Below are 25863 nucleotides of genomic sequence, written 5' to 3' on the forward strand. Positions count from 1 at the left end.
AATCGGGCTGAAATCACTTTTCGCCCCATGGCTTGGCAAAGAAGAATATGCCCTGACAACGCTTGCACTGGTATCGGTATGGCAATTCGTCGGCATTCCGATGATGCTGATATACGCCGCATTGCTTTCGATCCCTGAAGAAATCTTAGAGGCCGGCGAGATCGACGGTATTACCGGAGCATCCGCATTCTGGAAAATAAAACTACCGCTGATTCTCCCGTCAATAGGTATAATCTCGATTTTAACTTTCGTGGGTAACTTCAATGCGTTCGACTTGATTTACGTCTCACAGGGCGCGCTTGCGGGGCCAGACTTCTCAACCGATATTCTGGGAACTTTCATGTATCGGACATTTTTCGGATTTCAGCTCCAGCTAGGGGATCCTCACATGGGATCGGCCATTGCCGGGGCTATGTTCGCGATCATCCTTGTTGGTGTCTGCATCTACCTGTTCGGCATACAGACCCGGATGCGCCGGTATCAGTTGTAAGGGTCTGAAAAATGAATAAAGCACGCTCAAACCCGCTGAACAACGTTGCCATGCACAGCGCCTTAATTCTGTATACTCTAATCGCGCTGTTCCCTGTTTTTGTGATCATTATCAATAGCTTCAAATCGCGTCGGGCTATCTTTCGAGAGCCGTTGGCCCTGCCGGACGCCGAAAGCTTTTCGATGATTGGTTATCAAACTGTGATGAAGCAGGGTGACTTTTTCCTCTACTTTCAAAACTCGCTGATTGTAACAGTGGTATCGCTTGCGTTCATCCTGCTATTCGGTGCTATGGCCGCATTCGCGCTCAGTGAATATCGGTTCAAAGGCAACACGCTTATGGGTCTTTATCTGGCCCTTGGTATCATGATCCCGATCCGCATCGGCACGGTCGCAATTCTTGAACTGATGGTGGCAACAGGCCTGGTTAACACTCTGTGGGCGTTGATCCTTGTGTATACCGCACAAGGCCTGCCTCTGGCTGTATTCATCCTTTCGGAATTCATGCGGCAAGTCTCGGACGATCTGAAGAATGCAGGCCGCGTAGATGGCCTGTCGGAATACACGATCTTTTTCCGACTGGTTCTGCCGTTGGTTCGTCCTGCAATGGCCACCGTTGCCGTGTTCAACATGATCCCAATTTGGAATGACCTTTGGTTCCCGCTGATCCTTGCGCCGGCGGAAGAGACCAAGACCCTCACCCTCGGCAGCCAAGTCTTTATCGGCCAGTTCGTTACTGATTGGAACGCGGTTCTCTCGGCGCTTAGCATGGCGATCCTACCTGTTTTAGTCCTTTACGTTATCTTCTCACGCCAACTGATCCGCGGAATAACATCAGGAGCAGTCAAATGACCCGAGCCTTAATCGCAGGTCTCGGCAACATGGGACGCAGTCATGCTCTGGCCCTGCACAAACACCCCGACGCCGAAATTTTAGGGCTGGTCAATCGGTCCGACATTGAATTGCCGACAGATCTACTCAAATATCCACGGTTTAAATCTTTCGAAGAAGGGCTTGATACAAAACCAGATTTAGTCGTTGTGGCCACCTATTCTGATAGTCATGCTGAGTATGCTTGTGCCGCAATGGAAGCCGGGGCGCACGTTTTCGTAGAAAAACCTCTGGCCACCACTGTTGCCGATGCTCGGCGGGTAGTCGACAAGGCCGTCGAAACGGATCGTAAACTTGTCGTTGGCTATATCTTGCGCCATCACCCGTCATGGATGCGATTGATCGCCGAAGCCCGAAATCTTGGCGGACCTTACGTATTCCGCCTGAACCTGAATCAACAAAGTAGTGGCGACGAGTGGGAAACCCACAAAGCGTTGATGCGGACCACCTCTCCCATCGTTGATTGCGGTGTGCATTACGTCGACGTGATGTGCCAGATTACCGACTCCGATCCGGTGCGCGTACATGGCATGGGATTACGTCTAAGCGATGAAATCGATCCGGAAATGTACAACTACGGCCAGTTTCAAGTCGTTTTTGAGGATGGTTCCGTCGGCTGGTACGAGGCCGGATGGGGGCCGATGATGTCTGAGACGGCATTTTTCGTTAAGGATATCGTTTCACCAAATGGTTCCGTTTCGATCACCGATGGCAACAAAGGGGCGTCATCAGATATCGATGGGCACACAAAAGTCGGTGGGATCTTGATTCATCGTCCAGACGGTGATCGGCAGATCGATATGCCCGACGAACCTGGTCACCAAGAGCTTTGCGACGCTGAACAGGCCTATATGCTTCACGCTATTGCCCAAGACATCGACCTAACCCGCCACATGAACGACGCGGTTCAATCGCTGGCCATTTGTCTGGCCGCCGATGAAAGCATCCGCACTGGCCGACCCATTTCGCTGAAAGAGATAGACCAATGACCGCCCTGACGCTGAAGAATGTGAACAAATCCTTTGGCACCGTTGAAGTTCTTAAGGACATCAATATCGAAGTGGACGAAGGAGAATTCGTGGTATTTGTCGGACCTTCAGGTTGCGGCAAGTCCACCTTGCTGCGCGTGATTGCGGGGCTTGAGGATGTAACCTCGGGTGAAGTTCGCATCGACGGCGAAATTATGAACCTTACGCCACCATCAAAGCGTGGCATAGCAATGGTTTTTCAAAGCTATGCACTCTACCCCCATCTGAATGTGCGCAAGAATATGTCGCTGGCGCTGAAACAGGAGGGTCAAAGCAAAAAGGTCATCGAAGAACGTGTAGCAAAAGCCAGCAAGTTGTTGAATCTTGAGCCCTATTTGGACCGTTATCCATCCGAGCTGTCGGGTGGACAACGTCAGCGCGTTGCCATCGGACGCGCCATCGTCCGCGAGCCTAAGCTGTTTCTGTTTGATGAGCCGTTGTCCAATCTGGACGCTGCGTTGCGAATGAATACCCGGTTGGAAATCGCAAACCTTCATCAACAACTTGATGCATCGATGATCTATGTGACTCATGATCAGACCGAGGCCATGACCTTGGCTGATAAAATCGTCGTGTTGCGAGACGGGCGCGTCGAACAAGTCGGTAACCCGATGGAGCTTTACAACAACCCCGCCAACCAGTTTGTCGCTGGTTTTCTAGGTTCTCCGTCCATGAATTTCTTCCCCGCCGACCTTATCGGCGACAACGCGGAGGTTACTACGGGAATAAGACCTGAGGATTTGTATTTGGCTGACGAAGGTCCAATTTCCGCGCGCGTCACACATGTCGAGCATTTGGGAGGCGACACAAACGTGGTTGCTATGATGCAGGATCACCAGATCACCGCGCGGTTATTCGGTCAGCATAAAGTAGCTGCGGGGCAACCAGTCCGGTTCGGATATAATCCAGACCGAACATATAGCTTTGACCAAAAAGGTGCCCGTGTCGCTTGAGTCCAACTTTGTGGGCGATATGATCGGACTTTGAGATTTGGGATACAAACGAGGCATTCTGAAGCCCTTCTTTCGCATAAATTTCTTCAACTCAAAAAAACACCCATTTGTGACTTTTATTATTTTTTTCAATATTTTAATTGGCCTTTCCTTAATCATAAACTAACAAAAATTAAACGTAAATTCTATACTAATACTGAAAAAGAGATGAATATTTGATCAGGACAAATCGCGAAACTTCCGGTGTAAAATTGCCGTCGAGGTCGACGCAAGACGATGCCGATAGCACCCGCAAAACTCCATTGGTTCCGACTGGGAAATCGGCTTTTGCGAAAACCGTTGCAAGTCAAAACAATCAATCAACAATGAAAGAAAGGAATGTTTAAACGTACTTTCAGCTTGCTTATCGGCCTTACATTTTGAGCGTTTCCAGTTGAGGCAGAAGACATCCAGCCACATGATGGTCAGCGGTCCATAGAAAGTAATCTGCTCTCTCAGACCGGATGTTCAGATTCGTTACTTTAGATTGCACAAGCAAAAGGAGTTTTGATCCGCATAACACACACCAAGCCCTTTGACTCCAGTGATCGCGAAGGGGTTGCATTCGATTTTGAACGTACTGAAAAAAATACTTGGACAGCGTCCCGAGATCGGGCTGAGCCAAATCACAAAGGGGAAGCCCGAATGGAAACGCAGGTGCACCTACACGTCGATTCGTAAAAGAAAATAACAGAACATGCGCAGATGGTTGTTACTGCAACGGGCTCACGCGGCGAAGACTTGGGAATGACGGCCTCAGGATGTGAGGTATCGTGGGAAATTATTTCGGAATGGGTATCGCACTGAACTTGGCTGGGTTATTGCGTAATCTGACCATTTTGTTGATGATACTGCACCGTTCGCGATCAGTGCTATAAAACAGATCACAAAACTTCTTTCAGAATTTTTAAACAAACCAGGAATGTCCTGTCAGCATACTTAAGGCGGGAGTCTCAGAGCGTCATATTTGTTGAAGGCGTCAACAAAAGTCTGAAGAGGCGTGTATTGGACTTTATCAAAGGGCGAACTTTCACCTCCGCACCCTGAAAAACTGTTGCCTACTAGGTCTTACTGAAATCTTCCGAGGTATTACCTCTACACCCTTTTTGTGCCCTTCAGTCTTGAACAGGACCCAGGATATTTCACCGGTTCCTACCAAGCACCGTTGCATGTAGAATGATTCTCACTAGCACTTTGTATATCGCTTGTCGCACTTGGTCCTGGATGAATATTTCCGGTTTTCTGATAACACTAGGTGTTCTTTTTCTTGCCGGATTGGCGGCGGATCAGATCGGCAGGGTCACGCATCTTCCTCGGGTTACAACCTTGCTGTTTATTGGCTTGATCGCGGGGAATGCAGGCTTGGGATTGATCCCGACCGACGTTGCAATGTGGTTTGATGAAGTATCCATTGTAGCGCTAACGATGGTGGCGTTTCTTCTTGGCGGATCGCTGACAAAGAGGAACCTGATACAGCACGGGCGAGCTATTCTGGCGATTTCGATTTCTATCGTGGTAGCGACCCTCTTAGTCGTAACGATCGGTTTGACAGCAATTGGGTTGGCGCCGGGGCTGGCATTGGTTTTGGCCGCGATAGCAACCGCTACCGCGCCCGCTGCTATGACGGACGTGATCAAACAGTCCGGAATTTCGAATGGTTTCACTGAAACACTCAAGGGTATAGTTGCAATTGACGATGCTTGGGGACTGATCGTTTTCAGCGTTGTTCTGGTTCTGGCTGGTCACGCTAATGGCTGGACCGAGGTAACACTTGATGCACTGTGGGATCTAGGAGGCGCATTTATTCTGGGAATCGCATTGGGCGTTCCATCGGCCTATCTTACTGGTCGACTAAAGCCCGGTGAACCGATGCAGGCCGAGGCTGTGGGAATCGTTTTTCTTTCTGCTGGCCTCGCGCTTTGGCTGGAAGTTTCGTTTCTGATAACCGGAATGGTTGCGGGGTCAGTTGTCAGTAATCTGGCGCGTCACCATGACCGCCCTTTTCATGAGATTGAACATATTCAGTGGCCGTTTATGATTCTGTTCTTTCTTTTGGCAGGCGCGACGTTGGACATTGAAGCCCTCGGCCTAATGGGCTGGGCCGGCGCCATGTTCCTGGCCTCAAGAACAATTGCGCGCCTTGTCGGGGGCTATTGCGGAGCGCGCTTGGGCGGTTTGCCACATAGAGAAGCCTTTTGGTATGGCCCTGCCCTGTTGCCACAAGCTGGTGTGGCTGTTGGAATGGCCTTGGTTGCCGGGGAACAATTTCCAAATTGGGCCGCGTCCATCATGGCCTTTACTCTGGCAAGTACGGTCGTATTTGAAGTTTTGGGTCCTCCGCTGACTTTGATGTCAATCAGACGTGCCGCTGAAAGATATTAGAACGCCCGTCAACTTCTAATCAGCCTGTATTGTTTCCAAGTACATAAGCAAACTTGCGAGCGGCAGTCCCGCCATCATTTTCTGACCACTCGGCAAAGTTATCGCTGTTTGTTGATCAGTTTCGAAAACGGCGCCAAAGATCGGCATTTCACCGCCATGAGCAAGTACCATCGATCTTCCATCTACTTGGCGAGCTACAAGTTCTGTTGGGAAAACACCATCGTTCTGAGCCGCCAGCTTGGTCAGATCGGGTGTGCGAATAGCCAGCATTTCCGCCATCGGCCCGTCCCCAGTTGCTTCAAGTCCATGACATTGCCAGCAATAGGTTCGATACAGATCATTTCCTTCCTGAACGCTCACTTCCTGAGCCAAGGCACTTCCAGCAGCCAAAAGTGTTATCAATATCCCGCGAAAAACTGGCATCTCTTCCTCCTCCGCCCCAACTTTGCTCAATATTACATTACGCAGCAAAACCGGGACAGTTCTTTGACTTCGCTCATATTGTCTGCCCAAAAATAAGGAAATCAACGTGATGAGGTTGGCAAATCATCTGTGCAATCAGTCCATATCGACATCAAATTGCGCCTCGTCTGAGCTTTCCGATGCTAGGCTGTCGCTTTTCGACTTGCCCTCGAGCAAATTCAAATGCTTTCGGATACGCCAAAGGTGATACGAAACTCGATGTAGCCACCTAAGGGCATCAAGCCGCGACCAGACCACTTCGTCAGGCAAATTGTTTGTCGCCGCATCGGATATTAGCAAGTCTCGACGCAGTTTTCGTTGTTGCCGCAAGAAGCGCCGCACCCGGTTCAGTGTGTTTTCGCATTTTTCAGGATCGTCAATCTCCAAGTATCTATCTGTCGCTGCAACAACTACCAATGCGAGACGCTTCAGCCGTGGATCCCGGGGCAACTCGCGAATCCTCTCTTCTTGGCCGCATCGATACAGCAACCGGTCAAGGTGATCGAGAATATGATACATACCCTTGATACTGGATATCTGCTCCTGGGACTTGCTGGATAATTCTATTTTGTCCAAATACGCACGCGTTTCCAACAAAGCCGTCTCGATGTCGGTCCGCCCATAATCGATATCGGTTGATCGCATGACGCCCATGACCGATCGAAGATGCGCAGTGGCGGCCGTCACAATACGATCCACAGCGACCTTTGCCGCGTCCGCTGCTGCCTCGGGCATATCCAAAATTAGAGGATCCAGAGAATTCGTGAGAACTGCACCCCGGTAAGGTATCAAAGCCTCTATTAACCTGGCGAATGGTCGGGCAAAAGGCAGGATCAGCAAAACACCAAGAGAATTAAAGAAGGTGTGAAACGCGACGAGTGCCGTCAAAGAACTCTCGGGGTTTGACCAATTTGAAACGACCGCAGCAAACGGTCCCAACAGACAAAACGCCATTATACCTGTCATCAAGTTGTAAATCACATGGGCAAACCCAGTTCGTCGCGCCATCGTTCCACCGCCTAGCGTGGCCAGAACTGCGGTGAATGTGGTTCCAACATCCATTCCGATGACCAGAGCCGCGGCTTGGGGAAAATTCACTGCACCGGCGCTAAGCGCAGCCAAGGCCGTTGCCACGCCTGCGCTGGAAGACTGGGTAACAACTGTGATCAGGATTCCTATCAGAACAAGTTTCAGTCGCCCAAGCAGGCTATCTGAGGGAAAGTCGGCAGGAGTCACCACGCCACGAAATGCATCTAAGCCGGACTTTAATTGCTCGATCCCAACGAAAATCAGACTGAAACCAGCCAATACCAGCCCAAAGCTGGAGATCGACTTTTTCGAGGAAAGTGCAAGCAGTGCCCCGACAAAGACAACGGGCAACATGACTTGCCCAAGGTCCAATTTGAACCCTAACAGGGCGACCAACCAGCCAGTCATGGTCGTTCCGATATTTGCCCCAAATATGATCCCTAGCGCTTGCGGAAAAGTAAGCAGACCAGAGGCAACAAATCCGACTGCTGCAACTGTCGTTGCGCTGGACGATTGAATCGCAGCCGTGGTGACCGCGCCGGTCACTGCGCCAGTAAACGGCGTCGATGTAAATCTGCCTAATATGTCCCGCAGACGGGCTCCGGCCAAAGCCTTAAGCCCGTCTGTCATTAGCAGCATTCCGACAAGGAAGAGGCCGATGCCGCCTAATGCTGGTAAAATATCCAAAAGCATAACAAACAAATAACCACAATCAGTTTGGCGCCGCCAAATACCTCGCTTTCGTTGTTGTCCGATAACGAGAGCTTGCGACGCCTTGGATTAAACCTCGCAAAACCGGCGGGGCGCTTTGGTTGACATAGATCAAAGCGCATTTCACATTCGTATTGTGAGATGCGTGTGTTTCAAATTGATCTTCGTTTACCACCCTGTCCCCAAGCAAAATAAACGGTGAACGGATATTTGAAAACGTGGAAGTTCCACATAGGGGGTTCGACCGAAAAGGTAGCGAACCCCTTTTTGGCTGGCAAAAGATCTAATCTGACGTAGCGTGTAGGACAGGTATCACTCGACATAAATCTGGTCGGAGAAATAACCGATGCAAAAATCAACGCAGGATACAATTGAATCAGCGTCGTTTGTGCAGTCTCATCGGCAATGCTTTGGCTGCATGAACAAAAAAGAATGCGCTATGAGCAAGTTCCATGGGCACAGTTGATTCATCGTCACCGAAGCTAAGAAGGTCTCTGACGACTCCATTGCTGACCCTATATGGTCTTGGTGTCACTGTCGGGGCGGGCATTTATGTGCTTGTGGGTGCGACGGCAGATGTCGCCGGCCCATTTGCCGCCTTCTCTTTTCTTATCGCAGCACTTGTTGTTTCGTTGACCGCATTATCCTACGCCGAACTTGCAACGCGATATCCCGTGAGTGCGGGTGAAGCGGCCTATGTCGAGGCTGGGTTCCAACGAAATTGGATGGCCGTACTCGTTGGTCTTTCAGTCGCTGCATCCGGTGTCATATCTGCATCTGCCGTAGCGATTGGCGCTGCTTCATACCTTCACGCATTAACAGGTCTTGGGACCGCTTTTCTTACTATTTCGGTTGTATTGGTAATGGGGCTTATAGCTCTTTGGGGCATTACTGAATCGGTTTTCGTCGCTGCAGTAATAACGATTGTAGAAATTACGGGCCTCCTTTTTGTAATTGGCTGGGGCATGTCCATTCAGGAACCGCAAGGATATGCAATCTCCGAAATGATACCCGGGCTTGGACTAGACACCTGGCGTGGGATCTTTGCGGCTTCGCTTTTGGCGTTTTTCGCATTCGTCGGGTTTGAAGATATTGCCAACGTCGCAGAAGAGGTGAAAGAACCGAAGCGTACGATCCCAAAAGCCATCTTATTGACGCTCGTTCTTGCGACTGCACTGTATTTGGGAACATCGGTGACTGTCCTGCTTGTGGTTCCGATAGAAGTCCTGTCGACGTCTTCCGCCCCTCTTGCATTGGTATTTTCGAATGCGCCAGAGGCCATCAGGCAGGGCTTCGCAGCAGTTGCAATCGTGGCTACTGTCAACGGTGTCTTGATCCAAATGATCATGGCTTCGAGAGTAATATATGGCCTTGCCGACCGGGGTCATCTGCCGAAAATTCTGGCTACGGTGCCTCAAATCACTCAGACACCAGTTGTTGCAACAGTGTTAGTAGTCGGAACGATCTTGTTTCTGACACAAACTCTTCCAATTGGTACGCTGGCAGAACGTACCTCTCAGATCGTGCTGGGTGTCTTCGTATTGGTAAATCTTTCACTAATCCTTCTGAAGACGAGGCCCGATGCCGCTGGGTTACACTTCCGAGTTCCTTTGTTCGTACCCATTCTTGGCGTAGTAACCAGCGCACTGCTGTTCGCGGCAGGTTTTCTATAAATATCAAAAGGTAAAGGGCCATAATTGACGTGCACCGCTGACATATGAATAGGGAACAGACTTCCATAGGCGCACAGTTGTCGGCTTGGTGGCACAGAACTTTTGTTGATCTGGCACAACAACTGCAATGGTCGTACCTGCCGCCGCTAATGGTATATTTTGCAGCCGGAGTTTCCGGTTTGACATCGGTGGTCGGGGCTTTTTTTTTAAAAGATTACCTCGATTTATCAGCAGCTTTTGTGGCAGGGTTAGCGTTTTGGGCTGGGCTCCCGTGGATACTAAAAATGCCGTTGGGGCACATCGTTGACCTGTTTTGGCGTTGGAAGTCCCTTCTGATCCTGTTTGGTGCATCTCTGATTACGCTATCCTTGCTTACAATGTACGGGCTAGTATCGGCACCCGGTCGAATGGCCGACGTTATGCCGCTGGAAGACTGGTACGTGATTGCGCTTCTCTTGGCCCCATCAGGCTATGCCATTCAGGATGTCGTCGCCGATGCAATGACGGTCGAGGCAGTGCCTAAAGTGGACAACAACGGCCACCCCTTTACGCCTGAAGAAACACGCGCGCAGCATACAACGATGCAAACCTTGGGCCGAGTTTCAATCATTTCCGGGTTTGCAGCAGTTGCGGCGGTCAACATATGGATCTTTTCCGGAACCGAAGATCTGCAACAGACCGAACGTCTCGCTTTATACGGTCAAGTCTATCTGATTGCGCTGGTCATACCAATGCTGTCCGTTAGCGGAGTTGTGTTTCACACTTTTATCCAGCGTAAGCGCGTTCGTCAGGGGCACCCGCCGCATGCCCCGGAAGAAGCAACCGAGGTCAAGTGGCCGATTTTGCTGGGCGGCCTTGCGTTTGTTGTGCTCAGCATCGTGCTGGGAACCGCGAATTTCGAGTTTGCGCAAGAGACCATTTTTGCAGTGTCGCTAACGGTTATCCTTTACCTTATGTCTCGCCTACTTAAGGAGCTGGATCCAAAACAAGCACAAGCCTTGATCGGAACCGCAATTATCATTTTTGTTTTCCGGGCGGTTCCTTTGCCGGGTCCTGGTCTGACCTGGTTCGAAATCGATGAGCTTGGTTTTGACGAGCAATTCCTGGCTGTACTCGCTTTGTTGACGTCTCTGCTTGCATTACTCGGACTGATAATTCTTAGACCCTATATGGCCAACCGCTCAATCGCACAGGTTGTGTTTATGTTGACGATCGCCGCAGGCGTCCTCGCTCTGCCAAATCTTGCTTTGTACTACGGGGTGCACGAATGGACTGCCGCGCGCACCGGAGGAATAGTCGATGCAAGATTTATCGCCATTCTAGACACCGCAGTAGAGTCACCGTTAGGACAAATAGCGATGGTTCCAATGTTGGCTTGGATTGCGCGAAACGCTCCTCCACAACTCAAAGCAACCTTTTTCGCGGTGATGGCATCTTTCACCAACATGGCCCTGTCTGCGAGCAGCCTCAGTACCAAGTACCTGAATCAAAATTTCATTGTCACACGCGCGGTTACCAACCCTGATACGGGCGTCGTGACGTCGACTGCTGACTACAGCCAACTGGGGCACTTGCTGATCGCGGTGGCAACAATCTCTGTTGTGGTTCCGCTTACCGTTATTTTCCTCGTGCAGAAGTCACGCTTTCAAACCAGTGAATAATTACTGGTTTAAAGAATCCCTCAGTAGTGTTTTTAGGTGTGAAACTGGAACACCAATGTTTGACCCGCCAAACTCTGGCAAAATCGCAGCGTTTATTGCGACTACCTCTCCTTTTCTGTTTAACGCAGGCCCACCACTTCCACCGGTTGTGGTTTCTGCATCGTATACGACAGAGCCCGGGTTAGTTTGAGCAACGATTCCCCGACTGGCGAGAGGTTGAATCTGGCTTTGCGCAGAAAGCCGAGCGGCTATCGTCCAGAAGTCGACAGAACCATCCTTCTCAAGCGTTTCTAGAAAATCCGGACCGGCCTGCGCGATCAACGCCCTGAGGCCGGTCGGATATCCCAACAGGAAAACTTCTTCGCCAGCTCGGGGCTGGTCATTTGCAAGTGGCAGACCTAGCCCTTCAACCCGGTCCGGGTCGACTGACAAAAGCGCCAGATCGGCCGTTTCGCTGAACTGGTTTAATTTAGCCTCGATTGACTCAGCCTGACCGGGCAGATAGGCCACCAGCCTCAACATTTCTGCTTCCAGACCAGCGCCTTTGAGAGCCTTCGCCCTATCGCCAGAAGTCCACGGCAACGCGACATGGCGGTTGGTCGCCAGTAATGGAACACCCTCAATCAAAAACCCTGTACCTGTGAATTGAAATTCCGCAGGCTCACCAGTTGCATCCGGTTCTATCCAAGGCTGTCCAAACGGGGTTTGCAGCTTTTCTCCGTTTGGGCCCAATACATGCCGCAAAAGTTTACCGCTTTCTAAATGACGCAGGCCATATGCACCCTGAACAAAGGCGACAGATCGCGTCGAGGCGTCAATAATCCGTGTCGGCGCCCCTGCCCTCTGTTCAAGTGTTCCAAGACGTTGCTCGGTTGCGATAGCTTGGTTTTCAAACGCACTCCTCAAAGCGCTCAAATCTTCAGGGGTTATCGCGTCCTCCCGCGTTTGCGCAAGCATAATAGCAACCGCTTCGATTTTGCGGGATTCCTGTTGAATACTTTCCGCAAGTTTTCTGTCGTTTTGATAAAGCAGAAATACCAAACCTGCGATAAGAAGCAGTGAGGCGAGGACAGTAATCCGGAACAAAACAGTAGTCTGTGACGCAAGCCGACGACCACTTTCTCGCAATGCGCCAGACACCCTTTTTGCGAAAGGTCGGCGGCTCGTTCGAGCGTAGGCATAAGCGTCACTTAGAATGTCTTCCACTGTATGGCGCGCGGGAAACTTATGATTGCACACCCTGTACCGAGAAATCGGCCCATGTTCGCCAAACTCGATCATGTCGCCATGTCCAAGGGCAGTCGACGAGACTTTTTGCCCATTGACCCATAAATTGCGTCCGGACAGCGCAGTCAGCGTATACACGCCGTTTAACCATTGAAGTGTCGCGAAATCTTCATCATGGGGCGGCACGTCACTCTTCTGCCGAAGACCCAAGGCACGGCTCTCATCGACAGACACTGTCAGAGCGTTATCAACCAGCCAGATTACATTGCCGCGCGAAGGACCAGTCAAGCTCTCAAGAAATGCACGTACGTCACCTTCAAAGGCATCCGACGGTGATGTCGTATCACTCGCGCCCGGTTCCTGCATTATCGACCCCCGTTCAAAGGTGACCTGAACACTTTAGCACGCGAAATCTAAAAACCTATCGCTGCCAAAAAACAGCGATTTTTGAATGCCGCAAGATTTTCCGTGACGCCTCCAAACCATCACCTGAAACAGTTTACACAGCGCTGCCCGCTTTACCCCCTTCGACCCGATAGACCGAAGGGGCGATGAAAGAAAAACTGAGTATTTTGTGGAACTAACGCGGATCACTTAGAGGAAACCGTGATCTTTCGGCTTGGATCCCGTGGTTCGGTTTTTGGCATTTTGATATGTAAAACACCCTTGTCGAATTCCGCGGTGATCTTTTCGATATCGACCGTTTCCGGCAACGTCATCGCCCGAACAAAGCTGCCATAGCTTCGTTCGCTTACATACAGATTGCTATTGTCGTCATATTCGATCTTTTTTTGACCGCACAGCGTAAGTCGGCGATCCTTGATTTCTATGTCGACATCGTCTTCGCCTAATCCGGGCAGTTCGGCCGTCAAAACAATTTCCGCATCCGTCTCGTTTATGTCGACCGCTGGAGAAATAGCGCCAGTCATATCGAGTGACGGGAAGCCCGTCCGCTGCGCCGCCGTATCCATTGGCTGGAACGTAGTAGGTCCACCAAAAAACCGTGACATCATCGTCTCCATTTCGCGGCGGAAATGATCAGTGAAGGGGTGCATTCCAGTGGTAAGTTGCGGGGTCTTCTTTTCTTCGAGCATTCCAAAAACCTCCTAATATTGCGAGATCAGCTTGCCAGCTAAGTGTGCCGAAAAATGCACTGGCAGGCTTTGATCTTGCTCAAACTATCTGGAACTTGAGTGGCTACATTGTTTTCGGGTGTTTTCGTTCATCGGTACACGGCATGTGCCGGGGTTTCCGATAGGCTCCCAAGCAGACATGCGAAACTTTAACTAATTCAACAAATTGTATATAGTTTATTGAAGAAAGCTTTAATGCAGGCTCGTTCACAGGACGTGTCATGGGGGGCTTGAAAACAAAATCTGATGCATCGAATGGTGGCGAGTGGCATGCCTCCATGTCCGTTGCGCTGGCGCTTGGATTGGGCTTCTTTGTTCTTACTTCTGTTGCCGGAGTTCTAGGTGTCGGCTTGATCGTTGGCTATAGAAACACCTCAGAGCTGTTAACACAAAAGGCGGAACTGATTATTGGTGCTCAACGTCAGCAGGTTGAGCGATATCTGACCGCGGCTTCCGACCAAGTTGACTTTATTGCAAGTCGGATTGCCTCCGACGAAGTCGAACCTGATGGTTCTGAGGAATTCGTCAGCCTGTTGCTAGGTGCTGTTTCGGCTACTCCCCAGATTTTGCGTCTTCAGTTTATAGACCGAGATCAAATCTTGACCGGAGTCGAACGCGTACAGGACGAGACTGTGCCGATCTTTTTGAAGCTCGGCGATGATGTGGACCTGCTGAACTTAGTAAATAGTGCAATCGAGACAGGAAAATACCGCTGGGGTGACATACTCTGGAGAGAAGAATACGGTCAGGCTCTTTTGAATTATCAAAAACCAGTTGTTCGGCAAGGAAAAATAGTCGGCGTCCTTTCAGCTTGGGTTTCCATTGTGAAGCTTTCCGAATTTTTGGCTGACCAAGAAGTGGAGTTCGGCGCAAATGTTTTTATGCTGTATGGAAGAAATTCCGTTCTGGCGCATCCACTTATGGCGTTTGGTTATTCTGGTTTGAACCGCTCGGCGCCTCTTCCGCAGCAAGACCGGTTTTCAGATCCTATCGTCTCGGCTATGTGGCAGCCGAATGATCGCTTTAGCGTCGCAAAGTACTTTCTGACCGGCACAAACACGCGCTTTGTTGCCTACGCAGAGTGGGAATACGTCATTTTCTTTGATGAGTTGTCGAGCTATGGCGCACAACCGCTGACCGTAGCCACATATTTTGAAGCCCACGATATCATCGCAGAAGCAGCCAGATTGAAGTGGGCCATTATCTTTTGCCTCGTCATGGCAGTGCTTTCGGCTGGAATGGCAGCCCTAATCGGTCAAAAGATTGCGCAACCCGTCCGGCGGTTGTCTGACAGTGCCAAGCGAGTTCATGACCTGGATATTTCCAACATCGCTGAAATCGAAGGGTCATTCTTCCGAGAATTGGACGAGGCAGCACGTTCCTACAACTTTATGCTCGACGGGTTGCGCTGGTTTGAACTTTATGTACCCAAACGACTGGTGCGCCAATTGATGCGCCATCATACCGGTAAGCAAATAAATTCATCGCATCGCGATGTCGTAATAATGTTCACGGATATCGTTGAATTTACAACTCTGTCTGAGCATCTCACGGCGCCTCAGGTTGCGCTATTTTTGAACGAACACTTTGCCGGGCTGGCCGATTGTATTCAAAGAAACGGCGGTACCATCGACAAGTTCATCGGAGATTCTGTGATGGCAATCTGGGGCGCATTGGAACATCAGGATGACGCAGCGGATTTGGCATGCCAAGCGGCGATTGAGATTGCTCGGTGGATCAAGGATTTCAACATTAACAAACGAACAGAGGCAGGGTTGTTGCACCCCGTCAGGTTACGAATTGGGATTCACATTGGTCGGGTCGTTGTAGGGAATATAGGCAGCGAAGGCAGGCTCAGCTACACGGTTGTCGGAGATGCAGTAAATGTTGCGCAAAGGCTCGAAGAAGCTGGTAGAAGTTTGGGAAACTCGGAATCCGAAGTAAATGTTCTCACCTCCAGTTCCGTCCGAAGCGCTTTGGTCAAACCGCTTGAGTTCGAGCGCATCGGCGCGCACAAACTTCGCGGGAGAGAGGAGCTGGTTGAAATATATTCTCTTAACGTGAATTAGTTAAAACCCGAAGATTTGTGCCAGGTAATCAACTGAGATTTCAGGCACCGAATGTCCAGTTTCAAAAATTACCTGCCCCGAAAACATAATTTTCTTCATCAGTGAAAGTAGTTACGTGTTGAACTTCTTCTATTCTTAGCCGCAATTAATAGAACTCTGGGCGAGCGAGCGCATCCGGAATTATACAGACGTTTAACTGGTTATTTTCCGTAATTTCCCGATGCAAAACCGATGTGTCAAAAACTGTATTCACCTGCCAGAGAGATTGGAACGCGATGCTCGGTATGTGGACGCAATACGATCGCCAACAAGCTCAACTGACAATGTCGGCAAGTCTCTATTTGGTTGCGCAAGTGACATCGCTGGAATTCCATTCCATGTCGTCGCAAGGTTGCGGTGAATGTGCCCGAAGAAAATCTGAGCGATGTTGGCAGGTTCCAGGACATCTGCCAACTCTCTATAATTTCTTAATTTAATCGGATCCAGGATCGGATCGCCGATGTCACATGGTGGGTGATGCATTACTATTATTATTGGGCGTTCGCCCGCCTTGCTGACTTCAGCTTCAAGCCAGGTCAGGCGTTCGGGGCACATAAACCCGCTGTCATTACCAGGGTCGAGTGTGTCAAGGAACAAACATCGATATTGACCGAAGTCCACGGCTGAATGAATAAACGGGCTTTCGATTTCAAACTCTTCCAGCATAACCGACCGGTTGTCGTGGTTACCGGGTATAAGAATTGAAGGAAACGGCAATGACTGCAGGCGGGTTTTAAGCCAGCGATAGGTCGACCGGGTGCCGTCGTCACTTATGTCGCCTCCGATCACGCAAAACTCGGCGTCTGGCCAGTTCTCGCCAGCGAAATTTAGTCCGGCGTCGACAATCCTTACATGAGTTGAAAAATCATCAACGTCAGTTTCCCGTAGGTGAAGGTCCGTTACAAACAGAAACCGCATGATTTTCTTAACCTCGCTAGCTCTAACCGCTGCACTGCAGCAGGTATAATGCTGGACTCTGCCCGATGTTTCACAAAAACTGCAAATATCGCGCATAAGAACGCGGAAGGAATACACATTTGGGAGTTCAATGATGAAGAAGCTTACTTTTGCCGCTTCCGCGGCAGCCCTTTTTTTCACTGTGCCAGCCCTCGCGCAGACTGAAATTGAATGGTGGCACGCCCACGGCGGGCAGTTGGGCGAAACTGTGAATGCGATCGCAAACAAATTTAACGAATCGCAGTCCGAGATTGTTTTGACCCCGGTGTACAAAGGCGGGTACGAAGACACACTAACAGCGACAATTGCGGCATTCCGCGCTGGTGAACAGCCGAACATCGTCCAAGTATTTGACGCAGGTGCTGCTACGATCATCGGTGCTGAAGGAGCGGTAATACCAGCCGAAGACTTAATCCAACAGGCGGGTATAGACTTTGATGCAAACGACTACATATCCGGCGTCCGGTATTTCTATGCTGACTCGGATGGTAAGATGGTCGGCATGCCGTTCAATTCTTCGACGCCAATTCTATATTATAATGTTGCCGCTCTTGAGAAAGCTGGTGTTGAGCCACCAAAAACCTGGGAAGAATTCGAGGCTATCGCGCCAAAAATCGTAGAGGCAGGTTACATCCCGCTTGCGCAGTCGCACAGCCCATGGATTTTCACCGAAAACTTCCATTCACGTCACAACATTCCATTTGCGACCAACAACAATGGTTTTGATGGATCCGATGGCACCAAGATTCTAGTGAACAACGACGCCATCAAGATGCACTTCTCGAAAGTTAAAGAGTGGTTGGATGGCGGTTGGTATGGCTATTACGGCGCCGGTTGGGGCGATAACCAAACTCCGTTCGAGAACCAGGAAGTCGCCATGTGGCTCGGCTCGTCCGGCTCGTTTGGCGGTCTTCTGAACTCGGCTGATTTTGAATTCTCGGCAACCTATCTTCCATATTGGGAGTCGGTTACGGCCAATCCGACACAGACCTTCATTGGTGGCGCAGCACTTTTCGCACTCTCGGGTCATTCGGACGAAGAAAACAAAGCTTCTGCAGAGTTCTTCAAGTTCCTGTCGTCGACAGACATTCAGCAGTTCTGGCACACTGAAACCGGTTATGTGCCGATAACAACCGCTGCGTACGAAGCGACAAAGGCATCCGGTTATTACCAGGAGAAGCCACAGGCTGAAGTTGGCATCCTGCAACTTTCACTGCCCGGCGGTGATAATTCAAAGGGTTATCGAATGGGTTTCTACGTTCAAATTCGTGACGTCATGAACCGCGAGTATGGTCGCATCTTTGCAGGTGAAACCGACGTCGAGTCGGCATTTGCCGTGATCGAAGAAGAAGGCAACCAGCTGCTCGAACGCTTCTCGAAGACGAACTGATTTTACAACGGTGGGGGCGGTTCTCGCCCCTGCCCCATATCGCGCTCAAGGGGAAGGGTCGCCGTGGAAAAATCCCAGTTTAGAAACCCTTGGTTTCCGTATCTTTTGCTCTTGCCGCAAATGGGGATCATTGCGGTCTTTTTTCTTTGGCCTGCTGCCGAAGCAATAAGATCATCCTTTTTTTTGGAAGACCCGTTTTTTGGTAACGCGACATTCGTCGGTCTCGACAACTATCGGGTTGCTTTGACAGGTTCTGACTACCAGCGCACGGCCTGGTTCACGGCAGTATTTACAGTCATCGTATCGCTGATGTCCCTTGCACTTGGACTAATGCTCGCCGTCTCTGCCGACCGAGTCTTGCGAGGAAAATCCACATACAAGACCTTGTTGATGTGGGTATACGCAATTGCGCCTCCCGTTGCTGGGTTGATAGGCGTCATGCTATTCGACCAGCACATTGGCCCGCTCGTCGAGTTCGTAGCCCTCTTTGGTTGGGAAATGCGCGTAGGAGTCAATTACTGGGACACAGGAATCGCGATGATCATTGTGTCTACCTGGAAGCAAGTACCTTACTGTTTCATTTTCTTTCTGTCGGGGCTCCAGTCTATCCCAACTTCCGTAAAAGAGGCCGCCCGTGTTGATTGCAGGTCCGAGACGCGTCGTTTCTGGACCATCACTTTTCCGCTTCTTGCGCCGACCACTTTCTTCTTACTGATCTTGAATATTACCTACGCAATGTTTGAGACCTTCGGCACCATCGACTTGATCGTAAAGGATCAGCCTGGCAACTCTCCGGTGACGCTTGTGTACAAGGTCTATCGTGACGGGTTTCGAGGCAATGATCTCGGGGGTTCCTCCGCGCAATCCGTAATTCTGATGCTCATCGTGCTTGCGTTGACGATCGCCCAATTCCGATTGATCGAACGCCGCGTGCATTACAATTGAGGTGAAACATGACAACAACCGAGCTTGAACAGTCAGCCTCTGTTCCGCATGCAAAACCGGCACCATCGCGAAAAACTTTCGGTGGAGTGCGTATCTACGACCATGTAGTTTTGTGGTTCGGCGTGTTTTTGATGATGGCGCCACTGGTCGTGGCATTCACCACGTCAAGTTTCGACCACGTGCTGATTCACCGCCAAGGTATGCAGCTCGGTTGGGGAGACCAATTTGCGCAAACGTACTCAACTGTTCTGAACCAACAAGGTGGCTTCACCGGAGAAGTTACCGGATGGCTAATGACGCAAAACAGTTTCATCCTCGGAATTGGGTTCGCCGTTGGCAAAATTGTCATTTCGATGCTTGCTGCTTACGCCATCGTTTATTTCAGATTCCCATTTGCCAACCTAGCCTTCTGGATCATTTTCTTAACGCTTCTACTCCCTTTGGAAGTCAGAATTCTGCCATCCTACGAAGTGGTCCAGCAGCTTGGTTTGTTGAATACTTATACAGGGTTGATCCTTCCGCTTATTGCCTCTGCGACCGGTACGTTTTTTTTCCGGCAGTTTTTCAAATCAGTTCCTAATGAATTGCTTGAAGCGGCGCGGATCGACGGAGCAAATGCCTGGCGTTTTCTGATCGACATCCTCGTACCATTGTCCAGGACAATGATGGCGGCAATCTTCATCATCATGTTCGTGGTTGGCTGGAACCAGTACCTTTGGCCAACTCTTATGACGACGGATGAAACTTATTTCACACTCGTTCGAGGCATCAAACAAGTCATGCAGAACATGATTGGCGCCGACATTCCGAAATACAACGAAGCCCTTGCTATGGCGATGTTAGCGATGATCCCACCTGTTGCGGTCATCCTGATATTCCAAAGGATGTTCATCAAGGGCCTGGTGGAGCAGGAAAAATGACGACCCTCAAAATAAAAAACGTCAAAAAAGTTTATCCCAACGGCGCCGATGCGGTCAAAGGCGTATCTGTTGATGTTGAGGACGGAGAACTTGTGGTTTTTGTCGGGCCGTCCGGATGTGGGAAGTCGACACTGCTGCGAATGGTTGCCGGATTGGAAAGCGTAACCGAAGGTGAAATCGAACTTGCCGGACGAATTGTCAACGAACTCGAACCCGCAGACCGAAATATCGCGATGGTTTTCCAGAACTACGCTCTTTACCCTCACATGTCGGTGCGCAAGAACCTTGCTTACGGTCTGAAAAACCGAAAGACACCACAGGCCGAAATTGACACCCGAGTGTCAGAGGCCGCCGAATTGCTGCAGATCGCGGAGTTCCTAGATCGTAAACCAAGCCAGCTATCAGGTGGACAGAGACAACGCGTTGCAATGGGGCGAGCAATCGTTCGCCATCCTGCCATCTTTCTTTTTGACGAGCCTTTGTCCAATCTGGATGCCAAGCTGAGAAATCAGATGCGACTCGAGATAAAAAAGCTTCAACGCCGTCTCAAGACTGCTGCAATCTATGTCACTCACGATCAAGTCGAAGCGATGACTTTGGCGGATAGGATTGTTGTACTAAATGCCGGGCAAATCGAACAAATCGGCACCCCTGCAGAAATATACAGCAACCCGGCCACGACTTTCGTTGCCAGCTTCATCGGGGCTCCGCCCATGAACATGCTCGAAGCAACGACAACCGGAGAGTCACTGGAAATTGACGGGCAGTCGATACCCTATTCAGTCAAGCACTCGGGCAGAGTGCAGATGGGTCTTCGGCCTGAGCGCATCAAGATCGTGAATGGCGAGGCTGGCTTTGGTTTTGATGTCACAGTTTTAGAAGATTTAGGCGCGACGCGGCTTGTTCACGGTCACATTGGCGGTCAGGAAATCACGTTGGCCCAAGACGCAGACCTACCTGCTCCTTCGGGCCACATAAAAATCGGTTTTCAACCCGATGACGTGCTTCTATTCGACGAGGCCACTGGTCAACGTATCCTGACATGAACGCAAAAAATCGGTTCCGAGAAATGTTTCGGAACAGCAAGAACAATGTTTTGATCTCAGTCCATCGGGGTCTGTGGGGTCCCTTGCCGGAAAATTCGCTGGCAGCGATCCACAAGGCGACGCCATACGGTATCGTCGAGATAGATCTTCAGCTTTCATCTGACGGTGAGCCCGTCGTCTTTCATGACGATACCCTTGATAGAATGACCGATCATACGGGCCGCGTTTCCGAATTCACTGCAAAAGACATCTCGCGAATTAGACTGCGCGAAGGTTCCGGAGGAAGCTCGAAACAGGTCACCAGCGAAACTGTGCCCCTTTTCTCGGAGCTGCTCTCTGATCTGCCCCAAGGTGCCTTTTTTGACGTTGACGTAAAAAATCCCAGTGAAACTGCAGCAGTCGCACAGTATCTGGAGCAAAAATCGAGCACCCTTAGCGGCTCGATCAAAATAGACACGTCGACCAAAGACGAAATTTCAAACCTGCTCGCGCTCGAAGAGAAAAGCGGTCTCATGGGCATGGCCAAGGTTAATCTATCGACCGCAGACCTCTGTCATATTGCAGATTTACGAAACGCCGGCATAGCCTGCGCTGAGTTGTGGTTCGACGACATTGATAAGCTTGCAGAGGCCTGCCGAGTTGCCGGTGATCAAATGAAGATTTCGACCTACACTCTGGATCCTGTTCACTGCTGCGGATTAAGTGACACGCTTGCAAAATCCAGTCCGGATCAGGTCTGGGGAAAATTAATTGAAGCGGGCGTTGGCGTTATAATGACTGACCAAGCTCGACAACTTTCTGACTATCTCAATACACTTTAGCTTCGTATGGCCGTCAATTGGGTCATCAGGCGAAGAAACCCAAGAACAAGTAGCAATGGAGGCAGCATCGAAACCGATGCAACAACTAATCCGGGACCGGATCCGGTTACAACCAAGTTTAATCCGCGCATCAAGGGATAGATATGATCGTCCACCGAAATGATAAGTGGCCACAGATACTGATTCCAACCGAACACAAATGAAATTAGAAAAACCGCGCCGATTGGCGCTTTCGACAATGGAACCAGAAAATCCCGCAATATGCGTATGGCGCCAGCGCCGTCCATCAAAGCGGCTTCAAAAATTTCTTCTGGGATCAGTTTTAAGTGCTGTCGAAAAACCAGAGTTGCAAGAGCCAACGGCAACACTGGTAAAATCGCACCGGGCCACGTGTCGATTAAACCCAAGTCAGCGGCGACATCAAAGGTGCTTAGAATTCTTGCCTCTACCGGGAACAACAAGGTCGCAACCGTTATCCAAAAGCAAATTTTGGGTATACGACCAGGGAAACGGGTCATTGCGTAGGCTGCAAGAAATGCCACAACCGTTGTTACCGTAGCAATTCCCAAGGCCAAAAACATGCTTGAGCTAAGCATCCACGAAAAATCGGCCGCCTTTGTGTTTGCCGCCAAATCGCGGAAGAATGCCAAGTTCTCCAGGTATCCATCCATTGACGTGACAGCATCCTGACCTCGAGCAGACAACCCCCCTGTTTTGCCAGCGTTCCAGAATACCAAACCCAAGGGTGCAGACATAACAATTGTAAATGAGACCAGTAAAATATGGTCGAGTACAGTTCCGAAGTGCTTTCTGCGCATGTTCATAATAACTTTGGTGCCAACACTTACTTTGCGCCGCTCAACAATCTACCATGAGACCGATTACACAAGACAGGTGCAGGTTTGTGATTTTTCTTCTTTTCTTGTCAGAGATGTCTTTGTGCAAAATGTTTTCCGCTTTGAACTTGGCTAGTGCATCCTGCAACCGTTGTGCAATGTTGTGGATAAATCAAACTGTCTGAACGGAATAACCGAATGAACCAACAGTTGCTGATAAAATCACTAGAGCTACTAAAGAACGGTCATTTCAAGGCGGGCTACCAAATGGAGCAGGCGCATGAGATCTGCCAGGATTACGAGGGTGAGCCGACATTTGACTGGATTCACGCACTGGTTCATCGGATCGAGGGTGACGATGGCAATGCAGAGTATTGGTACCGACGCGCCGGAAAGTATAGACACCCGGGTTCCGTGGCCGACGAATGGCAGACTATTTGGGACGAAGTTTCGTAATCATCAGAGAGAAAATCATCCGACTTGTTGATGAACCTCGATGACGTTTCCTTCTGGATCTAGAAAGAAAACTTGGTGCCATTCTTTTGCAAAGGTTGTGCCGTAGTCAGAATACGGAATCCCCTCTTGTTCGAGGGTTTCAAGTACCGCTGAAATATCATCGGTACGGAACGCAATATGTCCACAGTCTACTGGATTGATCACCTGCCCATTCTTGAAGGCGACATCAAGCTGGCGTTCTGCAAGGTGCATTTGCACTGCACCATCTGAGGCAAATTTGATCTTGCCATCATACCCGGTCTCACCTGTCGCTTGAGTGCGCGGAAAATTCTCCTGAGGGATATCTTCGAGACCCAGCAACCTCGTGTAAAAGTCATGCATTTGGTCCACATCTTTCGAGACAAAGTTGATATGATGAAATTCAAGCTTCATTGGAGGACGCCGATCACTATGTCTTATGCCAACCAGAAAAGTAACGGGAAAACTGCTCAACTGCCATACGGCAGACGCTAGTTATTGTGTCGCACTAACCCAAATGCTGGGCGACTGCCCGCCTTGGGGACTTTGTCTTTATTGAAACAATTTGCGCGCGCAACCGCTTTCGGAGACTGTAACGCTGGCGAGCCTCGTTCACGACTAAACTGTGCAAAATCCAATCTTGCAGCCTTACTTTTAGTCACCAACCCACGATCATACAATCTTGACATCAAAGGTTCCCAAATTGGCGGCAGCGACTTCGATCACATCTCCCTTTCGAACCGATCCAACGCCAGACGGCGTTCCAGTGAGGATAACGTCACCCGCTGCCAACTCGAAATATTCACTTAGGTACGAGATAATCTCGGGAACTTTCCAAATCATTTGACTGACATCCCCCACTTGTTGAAGCTTTCCGTTCAGCGACAGGGTAATAGCACCATCAGCGATCAATCCGACGCTAGATACCGGATGAATTGGCCCAACCGGAGCAGATCGTTCAAAGGCCTTACCGACCTCCCATGGACGACCAAGCTCTTTTTGCCGTCTTTGCAAGTCCCGCCGAGTCATATCAACAGCCAGCGCATACCCAAAAATATGGCGTGCAGCCTCTTCGACCGCGATGTTGACGCCGCCGGACTTCAGCATGACTGCAAGTTCGACTTCGTAGTGCACGTCGTCTGACATAGACGGGTACGGAAACTCACCCGAAGGGTCCAAATTGTCCGGATTTTTTTGAAAAAAGAATGGTGGTTCACGATCGGCGTCGTGACCCATTTCGACAGCGTGGGCTGCGTAATTTCTGCCGACGCAGTATACTCGACGCACTGGAAAAACAGCCGTCGATCCCAATACAGGAAGGGAAACTTGAGGGTGAGGTGGAAAAGAGTATTCGGGCATCTATGCTTTCCAGCAAACAATTGAAAACCGTTTTGTTAATTCGAGTGACTGTTTGGCTAAGCCGAAAAGTATCCTGATGTGCTCCATTTAGTACAGATGATTTGCTTTTTGAAAACGGTGTCCCAACCATAGTTTCGTTCACTCCCACACGGATAACTTGCGCCATCGTCGAGAGTCAGGAAGCACAAAACGTATTCCCACGCCGAACGCCCAACGCCCGCTGATCCGAACGTTAGATCAAATTTCCCGCCATTGACTGAAAACTGGAAACAATACTAGTTCGGGACATCTCCTGCTTCTGAAATTCAAAAGCCCATAAAAATTTCGCTTATGAGTTTTAAGCAGTGAACAAGTTCGCGCAATCTTTCTTTCAAATAAATGACTTAGGAACTCTGATCGCACCAAAACATAGAAAATCCCCTGACAAGTCGCTCGATCGGCGCAGCCATTTGTTTAATCTGCAAACGACAACTCAACGCAGCTTAGCCGCCAAAATCAAGGTTAAATCTCGTTTTTGTGCTACTCTAAGCGCTGTTTCTTTGGGGGATATTTGAATGGCTAAGTTTGTTTCGATACTTATTTGGGGCGTCGTGATTATTGGTTGCGCCGTCGTTGGTATGAGCATGTTTCGTGTCACGTATTTTTCTGGTGCCGATCGAGTGTACTATGCCTCACAACAGTTTATCGCGAAATTGACATCTGGTGACGTTATAGAACAAGGTTTTATTATTTTGGTTGTCGGAGTGGTGATTTGGCTTGTCATCTCAGCCACACAGAGATCGATATAGCTAGGTTTCTTTATAGAATAATACTGCAGTTTCCGGCATTTCACGCGTAATTTCTGTCCTTTATCATTCAGGCGACGATCGTCCGAACCAACGCCGCGACACCGATATTGCCATTCACCTAATCACTGTGAGCGATCGCATTGCCGACAAAGCCATCTAAAATATCTCAACCCCGCTGGTGGTAAATCATTCATAGAAAACGTGAAACCTTATTCGTCTGCCCTAACTTCACTGTGTCAGGTCAGAGGTTGCGATATGTTCAACGACGATGTTCTTGCAAAATGCCCCCGATGCGATTCTTACGATACCGCGTTTACGAAAGAAGAGATCACATGCTGTGCGTGTGGCTTTGGTGAACAACTTGTTCTTGACGATCAGACACTTGAGGGGATGCAAAAGGACGTCGCAAACGCCTTGAACCAGGCAAAAACGCGAGACGTTTTGCAGACATGGAGCTTTGCCGGTTGATGACGCACCAGTCGATCAAGGCTGCTTGAGTTAAGTCCGTCAGGATACAGATCGATTACTTCTTCGCACATAC

At 49.8% G+C, this 25863-nt stretch carries 24 protein-coding genes; 16 read left to right on the plus strand and 8 right to left on the minus strand.

What is annotated here, in order from left to right; translation table 11 throughout:
• The 5 genes from AC2FNV_RS08950 to AC2FNV_RS08970 form a co-directional block, all read left to right on the plus strand.
• A partial coding sequence (locus AC2FNV_RS08950) for a carbohydrate ABC transporter permease (protein ID WP_496773055.1) occupies positions 1-490 on the plus strand: 490 nt, incomplete at its 5' end.
• An 11-nt stretch (positions 491-501) separates the two neighbouring features.
• Positions 502-1341 carry a carbohydrate ABC transporter permease gene (locus tag AC2FNV_RS08955; protein WP_170608321.1) on the plus strand — a complete coding sequence of 280 codons (840 nt, stop codon included), beginning with the start codon at positions 502-504 and terminating at the stop codon, positions 1339-1341.
• Positions 1338-2369 carry a Gfo/Idh/MocA family protein gene (locus tag AC2FNV_RS08960; RefSeq protein WP_170608323.1) on the plus strand — a complete coding sequence of 344 codons (1032 nt, stop codon included), beginning with the start codon at positions 1338-1340 and terminating at the stop codon, positions 2367-2369. Before AC2FNV_RS08955 ends, AC2FNV_RS08960 begins: the two co-directional genes overlap by 4 nt.
• Entirely contained in the window at positions 2366-3361 is a 996-nt protein-coding gene (locus AC2FNV_RS08965; protein ID WP_170608325.1) for an ABC transporter ATP-binding protein, read from the plus strand. The genes AC2FNV_RS08960 and AC2FNV_RS08965 overlap by 4 nt, the downstream gene beginning before the upstream one ends.
• Positions 3362-4576: 1215 nt before the next feature.
• Entirely contained in the window at positions 4577-5782 is a 1206-nt protein-coding gene (locus AC2FNV_RS08970) for a cation:proton antiporter (RefSeq protein WP_254442438.1), read from the plus strand.
• Between the two features lie 15 nt (positions 5783-5797).
• Here the strand turns inward: AC2FNV_RS08970 and AC2FNV_RS08975 are convergent, their stop codons facing one another.
• Both AC2FNV_RS08975 and AC2FNV_RS08980 read right to left on the minus strand, forming a co-directional pair.
• Positions 5798-6205: a c-type cytochrome gene (locus AC2FNV_RS08975; protein ID WP_170608327.1), complete on the minus strand. Its 408-nt coding sequence runs from the start codon at positions 6203-6205 to the stop codon at positions 5798-5800.
• Between the two features lie 135 nt (positions 6206-6340).
• Positions 6341-7966, minus strand: coding sequence for a Na/Pi cotransporter family protein (locus AC2FNV_RS08980; protein ID WP_170608329.1), 1626 nt, complete (start codon positions 7964-7966; stop codon positions 6341-6343).
• Between the two features lie 470 nt (positions 7967-8436).
• Here AC2FNV_RS08980 and AC2FNV_RS08985 point away from each other — a divergent pair, with 470 nt between their 5' ends.
• Complete coding sequence (locus AC2FNV_RS08985) at positions 8437-9657, plus strand: APC family permease (protein WP_170608331.1); 1221 nt, start codon at positions 8437-8439, stop codon at positions 9655-9657.
• A 284-nt stretch (positions 9658-9941) separates the two neighbouring features.
• Positions 9942-11318 (plus strand): MFS transporter, encoded by a 1377-nt coding sequence (locus AC2FNV_RS08990; protein WP_496773060.1) that lies wholly within the window; start codon positions 9942-9944, stop codon positions 11316-11318.
• On the opposite strand, the gene AC2FNV_RS08995 is transcribed toward AC2FNV_RS08990, so the two are convergent.
• Positions 11319-12911 carry a trypsin-like peptidase domain-containing protein gene (locus AC2FNV_RS08995; protein ID WP_496773062.1) on the minus strand — a complete coding sequence of 531 codons (1593 nt, stop codon included), beginning with the start codon at positions 12909-12911 and terminating at the stop codon, positions 11319-11321.
• A 224-nt stretch (positions 12912-13135) separates the two neighbouring features.
• Positions 13136-13639: an Hsp20/alpha crystallin family protein gene (locus AC2FNV_RS09000; RefSeq protein WP_170608336.1), complete on the minus strand. Its 504-nt coding sequence runs from the start codon at positions 13637-13639 to the stop codon at positions 13136-13138.
• Positions 13640-13899: 260 nt separating this feature from the next.
• Between AC2FNV_RS09000 and AC2FNV_RS09005 the strand changes: the two genes are divergently transcribed.
• Positions 13900-15747, plus strand: a complete 1848-nt coding sequence (locus AC2FNV_RS09005) for an adenylate/guanylate cyclase domain-containing protein (protein ID WP_170608338.1) — start codon at positions 13900-13902, stop codon at positions 15745-15747.
• Positions 15748-15996: 249 nt separating this feature from the next.
• Here the strand turns inward: AC2FNV_RS09005 and AC2FNV_RS09010 are convergent, their stop codons facing one another.
• Entirely contained in the window at positions 15997-16704 is a 708-nt protein-coding gene (locus AC2FNV_RS09010; protein WP_170608340.1) for a metallophosphoesterase, read from the minus strand.
• 133 nt (positions 16705-16837) lie between these two features.
• On the opposite strand from AC2FNV_RS09010, the gene AC2FNV_RS09015 reads away from it, so the two are divergent.
• The 5 genes from AC2FNV_RS09015 (at position 16838) to AC2FNV_RS09035 (ending at position 21865) form a co-directional block, all read left to right on the plus strand.
• A complete protein-coding gene (locus tag AC2FNV_RS09015) occupies positions 16838-18133 on the plus strand; it encodes an extracellular solute-binding protein (RefSeq protein WP_170475666.1) in 1296 nt (431 codons plus the stop codon).
• 63 nt (positions 18134-18196) lie between these two features.
• Positions 18197-19078, plus strand: a complete 882-nt coding sequence (locus tag AC2FNV_RS09020) for a carbohydrate ABC transporter permease (protein WP_170475668.1) — start codon at positions 18197-18199, stop codon at positions 19076-19078.
• 8 nt (positions 19079-19086) lie between these two features.
• Positions 19087-19998 (plus strand): sn-glycerol-3-phosphate ABC transporter permease UgpE, encoded by a 912-nt coding sequence (gene ugpE / locus AC2FNV_RS09025; protein WP_170608342.1) that lies wholly within the window; start codon positions 19087-19089, stop codon positions 19996-19998.
• Positions 19995-21044, plus strand: a complete 1050-nt coding sequence (gene ugpC, locus AC2FNV_RS09030; RefSeq protein ID WP_170475671.1) for a sn-glycerol-3-phosphate ABC transporter ATP-binding protein UgpC — start codon at positions 19995-19997, stop codon at positions 21042-21044. Before ugpE ends, ugpC begins: the two co-directional genes overlap by 4 nt.
• A 23-nt stretch (positions 21045-21067) precedes the next feature.
• Positions 21068-21865 (plus strand): glycerophosphodiester phosphodiesterase family protein, encoded by a 798-nt coding sequence (locus tag AC2FNV_RS09035; protein ID WP_170608344.1) that lies wholly within the window; start codon positions 21068-21070, stop codon positions 21863-21865.
• Here AC2FNV_RS09035 and AC2FNV_RS09040 read toward each other — a convergent pair.
• On the minus strand, positions 21862-22683 hold the full coding sequence (locus AC2FNV_RS09040; protein ID WP_170608346.1) for a carbohydrate ABC transporter permease: 822 nt from the start codon (positions 22681-22683) through the stop codon (positions 21862-21864). The genes AC2FNV_RS09035 and AC2FNV_RS09040 overlap by 4 nt on opposite strands.
• A 216-nt stretch (positions 22684-22899) precedes the next feature.
• Here AC2FNV_RS09040 and AC2FNV_RS09045 point away from each other — a divergent pair, with 216 nt between their 5' ends.
• Positions 22900-23157 (plus strand): hypothetical protein, encoded by a 258-nt coding sequence (locus tag AC2FNV_RS09045; protein ID WP_170608348.1) that lies wholly within the window; start codon positions 22900-22902, stop codon positions 23155-23157.
• A gap of 15 nt (positions 23158-23172) precedes the next feature.
• Here the strand turns inward: AC2FNV_RS09045 and AC2FNV_RS09050 are convergent, their stop codons facing one another.
• Positions 23173-23589 carry a VOC family protein gene (locus AC2FNV_RS09050; protein ID WP_170608350.1) on the minus strand — a complete coding sequence of 139 codons (417 nt, stop codon included), beginning with the start codon at positions 23587-23589 and terminating at the stop codon, positions 23173-23175.
• 258 nt (positions 23590-23847) lie between these two features.
• The gene (locus tag AC2FNV_RS09055) at positions 23848-24534 is read right to left on the minus strand and encodes a fumarylacetoacetate hydrolase family protein (RefSeq protein WP_170608352.1); all 687 of its coding nucleotides are present in this window, start codon (positions 24532-24534) and stop codon (positions 23848-23850) included.
• 554 nt (positions 24535-25088) lie between these two features.
• Here AC2FNV_RS09055 and AC2FNV_RS09060 point away from each other — a divergent pair.
• A complete protein-coding gene (locus AC2FNV_RS09060) occupies positions 25089-25322 on the plus strand; it encodes a hypothetical protein (RefSeq protein ID WP_170608354.1) in 234 nt (77 codons plus the stop codon).
• Between the two features lie 255 nt (positions 25323-25577).
• The gene (locus AC2FNV_RS09065) at positions 25578-25790 is read left to right on the plus strand and encodes a hypothetical protein (protein ID WP_496773067.1); all 213 of its coding nucleotides are present in this window, start codon (positions 25578-25580) and stop codon (positions 25788-25790) included.
• The last annotated feature ends 73 nt before the right edge of the window (positions 25791-25863 follow it).

Source organism: Ruegeria sp. BHSA163 (assembly GCF_059613365.1).